The following is a 12,990-nucleotide window of genomic DNA, read 5'->3' on the forward strand; positions in this document are numbered from 1 at the left end:
AGCCCGTGGTGGAAGCGGCGAATCGCCGCCGGCGTCTGCGCCTACTGCCGCCGCACCGCACGGACGCGGTGAACGCGGCCGCCACCGACGGCGACACCGTCAACATCAACACGGCGGACGTCAAGGAGCTGATGAAGCTCGAGGGTGTCGGCCGCAAGGTCGCCGAGAAGATCGTGGAGTACCGCGAGCATCACGGCCGCTTCCAGAAGCCGGAGGAGCTCCGGAAAGTGGAGGGGATCGGCAGCGGGCTCTGGGAGCGGCACCGTGCGCGCATCGTGATCAAGTAACCAACGCCCATCACTTTTTCTTTGGAGCGTCGCGGACCCGTTGTTGTAGGATGAGGGCAAATCGGCCGGAGCGACAACAGCGCTCCTCGTGGCGTCCCCGCCGGCAATTCCGCCGGCGGCAGAACGTGGCCGGGCCCCGGGCCGGGAGTCGGCATCCGGTTCTGGGTAGGTGGGAACTGGGCCCGCGTGGCGGCCTTGCCGAGAATAGGAGGTGATCCAGCCGATGTGTACTACCCCTACGGTGATCTGTGAGGTGGTTGCCTCCTAGGCTGGCTCCACGCTAATTCCGGGTGGAATTGCCTGGGAGTCCAGGCGCCACCGGCCCCGACGGTCCCGCCTTACCAGCGGGGCGGCGCGACGGCGAGTGAAGGAATCACGCGCCGCAGCCACCGTCGGGGCTCTTTTTTTGCCCGCCGTCGCGCGCCCGGTCGGCGGGCGCGCGCTCGCGTTCGCTGCCCCCCTGCGGCTGGGCTCCATCCCGATGCGCCGAGCCCGCTGGCGCGCACGCGGGAACGGGTCGTGTCGATCCTGCCGCACACGCCCGCCGGCCCGGAGCACGGCGACCGCGAATCTAGTTGATCGATCCCGTAGCGCGCGGCACGGGATGGCCCAGGTGCCGCTCGATCGCGCGGAGCTGCTCGCGCTCCTCCGGCGCCGCGAGGCTCGACGCGCGGCCGCTCGCCTCGGCGCGCGCCGTCCGTCCGATCCGGTGGATGTAGTCCTCGGCCGTCCCCGGCAGGTCGAAGTTCACCACGTGCGCGATCTCTGGCACGTCGATCCCGCGCGCGGCGATGTCCGTCGCGACGAGCACGCGGTAGCGTCCGCTCCGGAAGCCGTCGAGCGCCTCGCGGCGCTGCGACATGGAGCGGTTGGCGTGGAGCCGCGCGACCCGGTGGCCGGCGGCGCCGACCGCGCGCGCCACGCGGTCGGCGCGGTGCTTGGTGCGCGTGAAGACGAGCGTCCGACCCCGCTCCTGGCCGAGCAGCCGCAAGAGGAGCGGCGTCTTCGTCGGCGCCTCGGCCCGGTAGAGCACCTGCGTCACCTTGGCGACGGGCTTGGCGACCGCGCCGACGTGGACCCGGACGGGCCGGACGAGGTGCTGGCGCACGAGCCCCTCTACCTCGGGGGGCATCGTCGCCGAGAAGCAGAGCGTCTGGCGGTCGAGCGGGGTCACGCGCAGGATGCGCTCGACTTGCGGCGCGAAGCCCATGTCGAGCATGCGGTCGGCCTCGTCGAGGACGACGATGCGGATCGAGCCGAGGGCGGCCGTGCGGCGCTCGAGGTGATCGAAGAGGCGCCCGGGCGTCGCGACGATGACGTCGGGACGCTTCTGCAGCGTCGCGAGCTGGGGTCCCATCGGTTCGCCGCCGATGAGGACCACCGTCGTGAGCCCGCGCGCGCGGCCGAGCGTGTCGAACGTCGCCGCGATCTGGAGCGCGAGCTCACGGGTGGGCGCGAGCACGAGCGCGCGCGGTCCGGCGCCGCCGCGCGCGATCGGCCGCGGGCCCGCGCCCGCGAGCGGCTCGCCCGCCGCCGCGAGGCGTTCAATCGTCGGGATCGCGAAAGCCGCGGTCTTGCCGGTGCCGGTCTGGGCGCAGCCGATCAGGTCGTGGCCCTCGAGAATCGGTCCGATGGCCTCGGCCTGGATCGGCGTGGGAGTGAAAAAACCCGCGCGCGCGATCGCGTCGCGCATGGCGGGCGTGAGTGGAAGATCGGTGAATGAACGAACCATGAGTGTCGAACCTTTCGGAGTGTGCCGAGTTGAACCGCCCGGGCCCGGTGACGGACCCGGGCGGAGACTGAGCGAGGGTTGAGCTAGCTGACCTTCCTGACGTTGGCTGCCTGAAGACCCTTCGGACCGCGGGTGACTTCGAACTCGACCTTGTCACCCTCGGCGAGGCTCTTGAAGCCCTGAGCCTGGATGGCGGAATAGTGGACGAACACGTCCTCGCCGCCCTCTTGCGTGATGAACCCGTACCCCTTTGCGTCGTTGAACCACTTCACCTGTCCCTGTGCCATACCTCGAACCTCTCCTTGGGGGGTCTTCAAGCCCCTGTGTGCTCCCGCCAGCGTGGCGGGGTTGCCTTCCGGAATTGGAAGGCAAACAAAAACGCCGCGCGAACTGGCTCCGCGCGGCGTGTGTCTCGATCTCTCGTAATCGTTACCAAACCCCGTCTGTACCAGGACCGGGGCCAAGAATGACACGCGCCCCCCGCCAAGTCAATCGAATTCTACGAGCCGCGTGACGGGCCGCGAGCCGTTCCTGGTGCCGAGCCAGCCCGGGATCGCCATCGAGAACCGCCCCGCGGTGCCGCCCGCCACGACGATGTGGATCTCCTCGGGCGACGGGAACTTCGCGATGAGCGTGTCGGGCGCGGGCGGCGCTTTGCCGAATCTCAGATTCGTGCCCTCCCCGTGGTCCCCGTCGGGCAGGAGCGATTTGTACGGCACGCGCACGGTCGCGTAGAGATGACCCGCGAGCCGCTCCTTCGTCCAGCCGTCGTCGGCGAAGGTGCGCGCGTGCTCGGGGCCGACGACGAGCATCGTGTGGGAGTAGAGGGGAAAGTGCTTGCTGTTCCAGAGGCCGGCCATGGACCAGCCGAGCGAGCCCGCGAGCTCCCGCGCGGTCCGGCTCGCGTGGTCGGAGATGCCGTGCGGCGCCTCCCCGGCGAAGAGCGTCACCGCGCTCGCACCCGGCGCGAGGCCGCGGCCCGCGTGGTACGGCGGCCACGGGCTCGCCTCCTCGTGCTCGCCGATGCAGTACGTGTAGCGTCCCGGATGGCCGAACGTGGACATCGAGGTCTCGCCGGGCCGGGCGCCGCCGATGTTGATCATCAGCAGGCGCAGCGCGCGCCCGATGGTCGCGTTCGCGCGGTGGCCGGGGCCGAAGACGCCGAAGCCGCAGTTGAGGCCGATCCGCGCGCGCACGGGACCGTTGACGACGATGAGCGGCGCGGCGAAATGCGTGGAGCCGGACATCCCGTGCAGGTTGAACGCGGGATCGCACGCGCACTCGGCCGCGGCCAGCAGCACGGGCAGAAACTCCGGCCTGCAGCCGGCCATCACGGCGTTGATCGCCGCTTTCTCGACCGTGAGCCGGCCGTAGTTGGGCGGCATGTCGCCGACCAGCTCGTCGCGGCTCCGGCGGGTGCCCGCGAGCATGCGCTCGACCCGCTCGCGCGTCGGCGGCACCACGGGCAGGCCGTCGGTGACGCCCTTGTCGAACCAGACCTCGAACTCGTCGGCTGTCATGCGAGCGCGGCCGATGCTATACCCGAACCGCGCCCTCGCCAACGCGGCGGCCGCCGCTGACTGGATGACCGCGGTTGTCACGAGTGGTGCCATCCTGAGCGCCGGCGAGCCCGAGGCCCCGCGGACCCGGGCCTCCATCCCGCGCGTACGGGCCGTTTCGATGACGGGTGCCGCCCATTCAGCGACCGCGTCAGGACGTCGGAACCCGCTGAAAACCTGGGGATTTTCCCAGGCCCCGGCCGGGCCGCTCGGTGTCAGAACGTCGCCGTTCGCCCTAAAGTCCTGGAAACACGGAGTTTTCGTTGGCCAGTGGCACGGACTGTGCTAGTGTATGACGCCCAGTAGCAGAAGAAGTTCACTCGAGCCTGATGGAGCAGTGATGTTCTACAACCTGCTGGCCGGCCTCTTCTCCAACGATCTCGCCGTCGATCTCGGAACCGCGAACACGCTCGTGTACGTGCGCGGCGAAGGCATCGTGCTCAACGAGCCGTCCATCGTCGCCATCCACCAGGCGGACCACTCGGTCCTCGCGGTGGGCCACGAGGCCAAGGCGATGCTCGGGCGCACGCCCGGAAACATCGTCGCGATCCGTCCGCTCAAGGACGGCGTGATCGCCGACTTCGATGTGACCGAGAAAATGCTGCACTACTTCATCTCGAAGGTGCACCGGCGCCACACGCTCGTGCGGCCGCGCATCGTCATCGGCGTGCCGTCGGGCATCACGCAGGTCGAGAAGCGCGCCGTGCGCGACTCCGCGATGCAGGCCGGCGCGCGCGAGGTGTACCTGATCGAGGAGCCGATGGCCGCGGCGATCGGGGCCGGGCTGCCGATCCAGGAGCCGGGCGGCAACATGATCGTGGACGTCGGGGGCGGCACGACCGAGGTCGCCGTGATCTCCCTCTCGGGCATCGTCTACTCCAAGTCGGTGCGCATCGCCGGCGACGAGATGGATGAGGCGATCATCCAGTACATCCGCAAGCACTACAACCTGCTGGTCGGCGAGCGGCGGGCCGAGGAGATCAAGATGACGCTCGGCTCCGCGTACCCGATGGGCGGCGAGCGCCGCACGATGGAGGTCAAGGGACGCGACCTCATCGACGGCATCCCGAAGACCGTCGTGATCACGGACGAGGAGATCCGCGAGGCGCTGCGCGAGCCCGTCATGACGATCGTCGAGACGGTGCGCACCTGCCTGGAGCGGACGCCGCCGGAGCTCGCGGCCGACATCGTGGACAAGGGCATCGTGATCACGGGCGGCGGCGCGCTGCTCCGCGGCCTGGACCACCTGCTGCGTCAGGAGACGAATCTGCCCGTCACGCAGGGTGACGATCCGCTGTCGTGCGTCGCGCTGGGTGTCGGCAAGGTGCTCGACGAGCTCGAGCTCCTGAAGAAGGTGGCGATTCCCGCCTAGGGTCGGATCGGCGTTCGGTCGCTGGAGGGCGAAGGGGTGAAGAGTCGCAAGGTCGCGCTGCTCGTTTCGGCGATCGGCGTCTGCCTCCTGCTCCTGACCCTCCAGACGCGGGGCTACGGCGCGCGCGCCGCCGACGCGCTCGCGCTCCTGACGACGCCCATCCAGGCCGGCGTCGCCAAGGCTCACCGCGCGGCCTTCGACGCCTGGGACACCTACCTCGACTGGAAGAACGTCCGGGCCGAGAACCGCCGTCTGCGCGAGGAGATCCGGGGGCTGCGCGTCGAGGGGCTGCGCGTCCGGGAGACCGACGACGAGAACCGCCGCCTCCGGCGCCTGCTGGCGCTCCAGGAGCGGCTGCCGCTCACGACCGTGTCCGGCGAGATCATCGCGCGCGACTGGGGCGGCTGGATCCGCGCGCTCACCGTCAACCGCGGGCGCGGCGACAAGATCGCGCGCCTGACGGCCGTGATCTCGCCCGACGGGCTCGTCGGGCGCGTCGTCGAGGTGCGGCCGGGCGCGTCCATCGTGCAGGTGCTCACCGACCCAGCCTCCACGGTCGGCGCCCACGTCGTCCGCACGCGGACGCCCGGGATCGTCGAGGGCGAGCCGAGCGGCGCGCTCCGGTTCAAGTACATGGCGCGCGACGGCGCGCAGATCGAGGTGGGGGACGTGCTCGTGACGTCCGGGCAGGGCGGGCTCTTCCCGCGGGGCATCCCGGTCGGACGTGTGCGCTCGATCGACGACCGCGGGGCGGCGCTCTTCCACTACGCGGTGCTCGAGCCGGCCGTGAACTTCTCGCGCATCGACGACGTGCTGCTCATCACCGGCGAGCCGCGGCACGACCTCGCCGGCTTCTTCCCGAGCGACGGCTGATGCGCGCGCTGCTCGTGCTGACCGTGCTCGGGGGCGGCGTCGCCCACGCGACCGTCGCGCCCGCGCTCGGCATCGGCGGCGTGACTCCCGACCTCCCGCTGATCGTCGTGGTCCTTCTGGCGCTCAGGCGCGGGCCCGAGTTCGGCTGCGTCGCGGGCTTCGCCGCGGGGCTCCTCCAGGACGCCGCGGGCGGCGGCCTGATCGGCGTGCAGGCGCTCACGAAGGCCGTCATCGGCTTCACGATCGGCGCCGCGGGCAGCCGCCTGCGCGTCACCCACGTGCTCGTCCAGGTACCCGGCCTGGTGATCCTCACGGTGGCCGAGGGCCTGGCGCGGTTCGCGCTCCTCAAGATGTTCCGGTTTCCGGCGCCGTTCGGGGAGCTGATGCTCTACGTCGTGCTCCCGCAGGCCCTGTACAACGGCTTCCTGGGCGCCGCGCTCGTCCTGGGTCTCGCGTGGATCGAATCGGTGCGCGCGCGCACCTCCTGAGCGGGCCGCGATGAGCCGCATTCTCGGCCGCCGGGGATTGCCCGCGCGCCGCGACGCCGGGCAGCGCCGCATCATGGTCGTCGCGGCCACGGTCACCGCGGCCTTCCTCGTCCTCATCGGGCAGCTCTGGTACCTCCAGGTGCTCGAGGGCGGGCGCTTTCTCGACGCGAGCGACAAGAATCGGCTCCGGATCCGGCCGATCGCGGCGCCGCGCGGCATCCTCTTCGACCGCCACGGCGTGCCGCTCGTGGACAACCGCCCCGCGTTCACGCTCTCGCTGATCCCGCGCGAGCTTCCGCGCGAGGCGGCCGTGCGCGACGCGGTGCTGGGCCGCGTCGCCTCGCTCCTCCGGATCCCCTACCAGGAGCTCCAGGATGCGGTCGCCCGGGTGCAGCCCGACTCGTTTCTGCCCGTGCGGGTGCGCCGCGGGCTCACGCTCGAGGACGTCGCGAAGGTCGAGGAGTGGAAGCTCGAGCTCCCCGGCGTGATCGCCGAGGTCGAGCCGCAGCGCGTGTACCCGACCAGCCGCTTCGCCGCGCACCTGCTCGGCTACGTGCGCGAGGCGAGCGACGACCAGCTCCGGCAGGGACGCTACCGCCGCGGCGAGATGGTCGGGCAGAACGGCCTCGAGCGCCTCCTCGACGACTACCTCCGCGGCAAGGACGGCGGCGAGCGCATCGAGGTGGACGCGATGGGCCGCGCGGTGCGCATGATCCAGCAGAGCGAGCCGCATCCCGGCGCGCAGGTCGTCACGACCGTGGACCGGCGCGTCCAGGAGGCGGCCGAGCGCGCGATGGAGGGCCGCGCGGGCGCGGTCGTGGTGATGGACCCGCGCAGCGGCGACGTGCTCGCGATGGTCTCGACGCCGGCGTACGAGATCGACCGGTTCACCGGAACGATCGACCGCGCCGCGTGGCTGCGCGTCGTGCAGGACCCGAACTTCCCGCTCCTCAACCGCACGATCCAGAGCCAGTACGCCCCGGGCTCGATCTTCAAGATCCTCGTCGCCGCGGCGGGGCTCCAGGAGGGGTCGCTCACGCCGCTCGACCGTGTCCACTGCACCGGCGAGTTCCACCTGGGCACCTGGACCTTCAAGGACTGGAAGAAAGAGGGCCACGGGGTGGTGAACCTGCACCAGGCCATCGCGCAGTCCTGCGACGTCTTCTTCTACAATGCGGGACTGAAGGTGGGCGCCGGCACGATCGCGCGCTACGCCGGCGCGTTCGGCTTCGGCGCGGCGACCGGCATCGAGCTCGGGGGCGAGAAGCTCGGCCTGATCCCGCACCCCGCCGCGCGGCGCGAGCACCGCGCGTGGACGGCGGGCGACACCGTGAACGTGTCGATCGGCCAGGGCGCCGTGCTGGTGACGCCGATGCAGGTCGCGCGCTTCATGGGCGCCGTCGCCAACGGCGGCGTCCTCTGGCGCCCGCGTCTCGTGCAGCGCATCGAGCGGCCCGAGAAGGGCGTCGTCTACAGCGACCCGGGGCACGTGAACGGCCACGTCGAGCTCTCGCCGCTCGTGTGGGAGTTCCTGCGGCGGAGCCTCTGGGCCGTCGTGAACGAGAGCGGCGGCACCGGCGCGGCGGCCCGGATCCCGGGCCTGGAGGTCGCGGGCAAGACCGGCACCGCCCAGATGATCGCGAAGTCGAAGTCGTCGCTCGGGCAGGACCACGCCTGGTTCGCGGCCTTCGCGCCGGTCAAGGAGCCGGAGGTCGTCGTCGTCGTCCTCGTCGAGCGGGGCGGGCACGGCGGCGACGTGGCGGCGCCGATCGCGCGCCGCATCCTCCAGGCGATCTTCCTCGAGAAGGTGGCCGCGCTGGAGATCCGCGACTGATGCTCAGGTTCGACCGCCGGCTCCTCCAGAACGTGGACTGGCCGCTCCTCGGCGCGGCCTTCCTCCTCTTCGCGATGAGCCTGCTCACGCTCTCGAACCTGAGCGTGGGGCGCGGCGGCGCCGGTGTCGCCCTGCGCCAGACCGCGTGGTTCGGCGTGGGCCTCGTGGCGCTCCTGATCGTGGCGAGCCTCGACTATCGGCGGCTCGTACGCGCGGCGCCGGCCGTCTACCTCCTCGGCCTCGCGGGCCTGACGCTCGTCTGGGCGTTCGGGCGCTCGGTGTCGGGCGCGCGGCGGTGGATCGGGCTGGGGCCGATGTCCGTCCAGCCGTCGGAGCTCTTCAAGATCTGCTTCGTGCTCATGGCCGTCTGGGTCATCACGTCCCGGTGGGCGCAGCCCGTCGGGACGGGCACGCTCCTCATGGCGCTGCCGGTCGTGGCGGTGCCGTTCGTCCTGATCATCAGGCAGCCGGACCTCGGGACCGCGCTGCTGCTCTTCCCCGTCCTGGTGATCCTGCTGATCGGCGCGGGCCTGCGCCTGCGGCTGCTCGGCGCGCTCGGCGCGGTCGGCCTGGCCACGCTGCCCGTCGCCTGGCTCGTGCTGAAGGACTACCAGCGGGAACGCATTCTCGTGTTCCTGGACCCGTTCCGCGACCCGCTCGGGAGCGCGTACAACGTGATCCAGGCCAAGATCGCGATCGGATCGGGTCAGCTCCTGGGCAAGGGCGTCGCCGGCGCGACGCAGAGCCGTCTCGCCTTCCTCCCGGAGCGCCATACGGATTTCATCTTCGCCGTGTTCGCCGAGACGTGGGGGTTCGTCGGCTGTCTCGTGCTGCTCATGTGCTATGTCCTGCTCCTGGTGCGGGGCTTCGACATCGCGGCATCCGCGCGTGAGCCCGTCGGCCGGCTCGTGGCGCTCGGCGCCACGTCGCTGCTGGCGGTCCAGGTGCTGATCAACGTGAGCATGGTGACCGGGCTCGTCCCCGTCGTCGGGATTCCGCTGCCCCTGATGAGCTATGGCGGCTCCTCAATGCTCGCCTCGCTGACGGGGCTCGGCCTCCTCCTCTCGGTCAGGATGCGGCAGTTCCAATGAGACGCGGCATGCGCGCGCACGCGACGCCGGCCGCGTCAGAGAGGTGCTGCCGTGGGCAAACGGATCGTCGTCAACGCCGGGCTCACCGAAACGCGGGTCGGAGTCCAGGAGGGTAGTCTCCTCACCGAGCTCTTCGTCGAGCGGCACCGCCACCGCTCGATCGTCGGCAGCGTGTACAAGGGCGTGGTGACGAACGTGCTGCCGGGCATGCAGGCGGCGTTCGTCGACATCGGCCTCCACAAGGACGCCTTCCTCTACGCCGGCGACTACACGACCAACCTCGGCGACTACGCGCGCGCCATGCTCGCGGGCGTCGACGAGGAGGGCGACGCGAGCGACACGGACCTGGACGTCGAGGAGGCGCGCCGCGAGGCGACCGCCCCGATCGAGGACCTGCTCCGCAAGGGGCAGGAGGTGCTCGTGCAGGTCTCGAAGGAGTCCCTCGGCACCAAGGGCGCGCGCGTCACCTCGTTCATCTCGCTGCCGGGCCGCTACCTCGTCTACATGCCCCAGGCGCGCCACATCGGCGTCTCGCGCCGGATCCGCGACGAGCAGGAGCGCGACCGGCTGCGCGCGGCGCTCCGGAGCCGTCCGCTGCCGCCGGGCGGGTTCATCCTCCGGACGAACGCCGAGGGAAAGGGCGAGGCGGAGTTCGCCGCCGACGTCGAGTTCCTCTCGCGCCTCTGGGCGCAGATCCAGTCGCGCTACGAGCAGGCCCAGGCGCCGGCGGTGCTGCACGAGGAGGGCGACCTCATCTTCCGCGTCGTGCGCGACCTCTTCTCGCCCGAGGTGGACGAGTTCGTCATCGACGGCAAGGAGGTCTACGACAAGTGCCTCGGGTACGTGGAGGCGCTGGTCCCGGCGCTCGCCGAGCGGGTGCGCCTCCACGACGACCGCCAGCCCGTGTTCGAGGCGTTCGGCATCGAGAAGGACATCGAGAAGGCACTCCGCCGCCGGGTGTGGCTCAAGTCCGGCGGCTACATCGTGATCGACCACACCGAGGCCCTCGTCTCGATCGACGTGAACACGGGCAAGTACGTGGGCAAGCGCGACTTCGAGCAGACCGTGCTCAAGATCAACCTCGAGGCGGTCGGCGAGGTCGTCCGCCAGATCCGGCTGCGCGACCTCGGCGGCATCATCATCATCGACTTCATCGACATGGAGCCCGAGGAGCACCGCGAGCAGGTCTACCGCGCCCTGAAGAAGGCGCTCGCCGAGGACAAGGCGCGCACCAACGTGCTCCAGATCTCCGAGCTCGGGCTGGTCGAGATGACGCGCAAGCGCGTGCGCCAGGACCTCCGCGGGCTCCTCTCCGTGTCGTGCCCGACCTGCAAGGGAAGCGGCGTCATCAAGGCCGACGCCACGCTCGCCGCCGAGATCTTCCGCGCCGCGCGCGCGAAGGTGGCGGCCGCCGACGAGGCCGACGGGCGCGAGATCGTCGTCCGGGTCCACCCGGAGGTCGCCCGCTACCTCGAGGGCGACGGGCAGGAAGGCGTCGAGCGGCTCGCCGCGGCGCTCGGGCGCAAGGTGACGGTGCAGGCGATCGCGAACCACGCCGATCGCGAGGGCTACGAGATCAGGCTGCGCGGGGGCGGCGGAGGCGACGCATGACCGGCGCGCGCGCGGGGGGCTGAGCGGATGGCCCGCACGTCTCCCTCGCGTGTCAGCCGGATGAAGGTCCTCGCCGATCTCAGGCTGGCGGCCCGGAAGGGCGACCGCACCGCCCTGTCCCTGGCGATCGACCAGATGCGCACGCTCGCGCACTCGCCGCGCTATTGGGAGAAGTACCTGGGCTTGCTCTCGAACCCGCTCGCGCGCCTCGTGGACCTCCTCGTCATCAAGCAGGGTGAGCGCATCGCCCACCAGAAGGGCTGGAGGCTCCCGCGCCCCTCGCCCGCCGACGCCGCGCGCGGGAAGAAGGGAAAGAAGGGCGCGGCCAAGCCCCGCCGGCGCAAGCCCGTCTCGACCGCCGAGCAGCCCTCGCTCTTCGATCTCTGAGGCGTTGCGCCTGATTCGCGTCCCTCCGGTCCTGAGCCGCCGCATTCCCGGTTGACACGGCGAGCGCCCCGGGGCACACTACCCCCAGGGGGTATAGCCGTGATCAACGAGGAGACGAAGAGCAAGGCCCTCGGCCGGCTGCGCCGCATCGAAGGCCAGGTGCAGGGCCTCCAGCGCATGATCGAGAACGAGGCCTACTGCGTGGACATCCTCCTCCAGGTGTCCGCCGTGCAGGGGGCGCTCGAGCAGGTCGAGAAGCTCCTGCTCGGGCGGCACATCGAGTCCTGCGTGGCCGACGCGGTCCGCTCGGGCTCGCGGAGCGAGCGCCAGCAGAAGATCGACGAGCTGCTGGACGTCTTCGCGCGCTTTCGGGGCAAGTGATGGAGCGCGTCACGGCGCCGGTCCGCGGGATGCACTGCGCCGCCTGCGTCGGGAAGGTCGAGAAGGCGCTCGGCGGCGTCCCCGGCGTCGAGTCGGCGCAGGTGAACCTCGCGACCGAGCGGGCGACGATCGCCTACGACCCGGCGCGAATCGACTTCGCCCGGCTCCGGGAGGCGGTCGCGGCGGCCGGCTACGAGCTCGTCGAGCCGCGGCCGGCGGCCGAGGCGGACGCGACGGACGGCGAGCGCGCCGCGCGCGAGGCCGAGCAGCGTCGGGCGAAGGTGAGGTTCCTCGTCGGCGCGGTCCTCTCGGCGCCCGTGCTCGTCGGCGGGATGGCGCACGTCCTGCCCGGCGTGCCGGCGCTGCTCCGGGACCCGTGGCTCCAGCTCCTGCTCACGACGCCCGTCCAGTTCTGGGTCGGCTGGCCCTTCCACAAGGGCTTCCTCCACGACCTGCGCTACCGGTCGGCGTCCATGTCCACGCTCGTCTCGCTCGGCACCTCCGCCGCCTACTTCTGGAGCCTGGCGGTGACGCTCTGGCCGCACGCCTTCGGCGACCACACGGTCACGACGTACTACGACGTCAGCGCGGTGGTCATCACGCTCGTGGTGCTGGGGCGCTGGCTCGAGGCGCGCGCGCGGGGACGCACCTCCGAGGCGATCCGGCGGCTCGTGACGCTCGCGCCCCGGACGGCGCGCGTCGTCCGCGACGGGCGGGAGCGGGACGTGGCGACCGCCGAGGTCGTCCCGGGCGACTTCGTGCGTATCCGGCCGGGCGAGCGGATCCCGGTCGACGGCGTCGTGACCGAGGGCGCCTCCAGCGTGGACGAGTCGATGCTGACGGGCGAGAGCGTCCCGGTGGAGAAGGGGCCGGAGGCGAAGGTGTTTGCGGGGACGATCAACCGGACGGGGAGCTTCATCTTCCGCGCCACGCGCGTCGGGAGCGAGACGACGCTCGCGCGCGTCATCAAGCTCGTCGCCGAAGCCCAGGGCTCGCGCGCGCCGATCCAGCGGCTCGCCGACCGCGTCGCCGCCGTCTTCGTCCCGATCGTCCTCGCGCTGGCCGCGCTGACCTTCGCGGCCTGGTGGCTCTTCGGCCCCGCGCCCGCGGGGCTGCGGGCGCTGACCAACGCGGTCGCCGTCCTCGTCATCGCCTGCCCGTGCGCGATGGGGCTCGCGACGCCGACCGCCATCATGGTCGGCACGGGCCGCGGCGCCGAGTTCGGCGTCCTCATCCGCAACGCCACGGCGCTCGAGCTGCTGCACCGTGTCGACACGGTGGTCTTCGACAAGACGGGCACGCTGACGGTCGGCAGGCCGGCGGTGACCGACGTCGTTCCCGCCGCGGGGGTGATGGCGGTGCGAGCCGCAGGCGG

The 12,990-nt window shown here is 71.4% G+C and carries 13 protein-coding genes; 10 read left to right on the forward strand and 3 right to left on the reverse strand.

Annotated features, from left to right (window positions below):
- A partial coding sequence (locus VKG64_08560; protein HKB25091.1) for a helix-hairpin-helix domain-containing protein occupies nucleotides 1-287 on the forward strand: 287 nt, incomplete at its 5' end.
- A 571-nt stretch (nucleotides 288-858) separates the two neighbouring features.
- Here VKG64_08560 and VKG64_08565 read toward each other — a convergent pair.
- From VKG64_08565 to VKG64_08575, 3 genes are all read right to left on the reverse strand, one after another.
- Nucleotides 859-1,980, reverse strand: coding sequence for a DEAD/DEAH box helicase (locus tag VKG64_08565; protein HKB25092.1), 1,122 nt, complete (start codon nucleotides 1,978-1,980; stop codon nucleotides 859-861).
- 122 nt (nucleotides 1,981-2,102) lie between these two features.
- On the reverse strand, nucleotides 2,103-2,306 hold the full coding sequence (locus VKG64_08570) for a cold-shock protein (protein HKB25093.1): 204 nt from the start codon (nucleotides 2,304-2,306) through the stop codon (nucleotides 2,103-2,105).
- A gap of 201 nt (nucleotides 2,307-2,507) precedes the next feature.
- A complete protein-coding gene (locus VKG64_08575) occupies nucleotides 2,508-3,539 on the reverse strand; it encodes a hypothetical protein (GenBank protein ID HKB25094.1) in 1,032 nt (343 codons plus the stop codon).
- 379 nt (nucleotides 3,540-3,918) lie between these two features.
- Between VKG64_08575 and VKG64_08580 the strand changes: the two genes are divergently transcribed.
- The 9 genes from VKG64_08580 to VKG64_08620 all read left to right on the forward strand — a co-directional run.
- Nucleotides 3,919-4,950: a rod shape-determining protein gene (locus VKG64_08580; GenBank protein ID HKB25095.1), complete on the forward strand. Its 1,032-nt coding sequence runs from the start codon at nucleotides 3,919-3,921 to the stop codon at nucleotides 4,948-4,950.
- Nucleotides 4,951-4,986: 36 nt separating this feature from the next.
- The gene (mreC, locus tag VKG64_08585; protein HKB25096.1) at nucleotides 4,987-5,823 is read left to right on the forward strand and encodes a rod shape-determining protein MreC; all 837 of its coding nucleotides are present in this window, start codon (nucleotides 4,987-4,989) and stop codon (nucleotides 5,821-5,823) included.
- Nucleotides 5,823-6,311, forward strand: a complete 489-nt coding sequence (mreD, locus tag VKG64_08590) for a rod shape-determining protein MreD (protein HKB25097.1) — start codon at nucleotides 5,823-5,825, stop codon at nucleotides 6,309-6,311. The genes mreC and mreD overlap by 1 nt, the downstream gene beginning before the upstream one ends.
- 10 nt (nucleotides 6,312-6,321) lie before the next feature.
- A complete protein-coding gene (gene mrdA / locus VKG64_08595; GenBank protein ID HKB25098.1) occupies nucleotides 6,322-8,145 on the forward strand; it encodes a penicillin-binding protein 2 in 1,824 nt (607 codons plus the stop codon).
- Nucleotides 8,145-9,236, forward strand: coding sequence for a rod shape-determining protein RodA (rodA, locus tag VKG64_08600; GenBank protein HKB25099.1), 1,092 nt, complete (start codon nucleotides 8,145-8,147; stop codon nucleotides 9,234-9,236). Before mrdA ends, rodA begins: the two co-directional genes overlap by 1 nt.
- 51 nt (nucleotides 9,237-9,287) lie before the next feature.
- Nucleotides 9,288-10,847 (forward strand): Rne/Rng family ribonuclease, encoded by a 1,560-nt coding sequence (locus VKG64_08605; GenBank protein ID HKB25100.1) that lies wholly within the window; start codon nucleotides 9,288-9,290, stop codon nucleotides 10,845-10,847.
- 27 nt (nucleotides 10,848-10,874) lie between these two features.
- The gene (locus tag VKG64_08610) at nucleotides 10,875-11,234 is read left to right on the forward strand and encodes a hypothetical protein (protein HKB25101.1); all 360 of its coding nucleotides are present in this window, start codon (nucleotides 10,875-10,877) and stop codon (nucleotides 11,232-11,234) included.
- Between the two features lie 99 nt (nucleotides 11,235-11,333).
- Nucleotides 11,334-11,615 (forward strand): metal-sensitive transcriptional regulator, encoded by a 282-nt coding sequence (locus VKG64_08615; protein ID HKB25102.1) that lies wholly within the window; start codon nucleotides 11,334-11,336, stop codon nucleotides 11,613-11,615.
- On the forward strand, nucleotides 11,615-12,990 hold a 1,376-nt coding region (locus VKG64_08620), incomplete at its 3' end, for a heavy metal translocating P-type ATPase (GenBank protein ID HKB25103.1). The genes VKG64_08615 and VKG64_08620, both read left to right, overlap by 1 nt.

It is taken from the genome of Candidatus Methylomirabilota bacterium (genome assembly GCA_035260325.1).
Taxonomy (GTDB): Bacteria; Methylomirabilota; Methylomirabilia; order Rokubacteriales; family CSP1-6; genus AR19.

What these genes read in the sequence shown, in the direction of transcription:
- VKG64_08565 (HKB25092.1), bottom strand. Translation starts at nt 1,980, where the DNA reads ATGCGCGACGCGATCGCGCGCGCGGGTTTTTTCACTCCCACGCCGATC.
- VKG64_08570 (HKB25093.1), bottom strand. Translation starts at nt 2,306, where the DNA reads ATGGCACAGGGACAGGTGAAGTGGTTCAACGACGCAAAGGGGTACGGG.
- VKG64_08575 (HKB25094.1), bottom strand. Translation starts at nt 3,539, where the DNA reads ATGACAGCCGACGAGTTCGAGGTCTGGTTCGACAAGGGCGTCACCGAC.
- VKG64_08580 (HKB25095.1), top strand. Translation starts at nt 3,919, where the DNA reads ATGTTCTACAACCTGCTGGCCGGCCTCTTCTCCAACGATCTCGCCGTC.
- mreD (HKB25097.1), top strand. Translation starts at nt 5,823, where the DNA reads ATGCGCGCGCTGCTCGTGCTGACCGTGCTCGGGGGCGGCGTCGCCCAC.
- mrdA (HKB25098.1), top strand. Translation starts at nt 6,322, where the DNA reads ATGAGCCGCATTCTCGGCCGCCGGGGATTGCCCGCGCGCCGCGACGCC.
- rodA (HKB25099.1), top strand. Translation starts at nt 8,145, where the DNA reads ATGCTCAGGTTCGACCGCCGGCTCCTCCAGAACGTGGACTGGCCGCTC.
- VKG64_08610 (HKB25101.1), top strand. Translation starts at nt 10,875, where the DNA reads ATGGCCCGCACGTCTCCCTCGCGTGTCAGCCGGATGAAGGTCCTCGCC.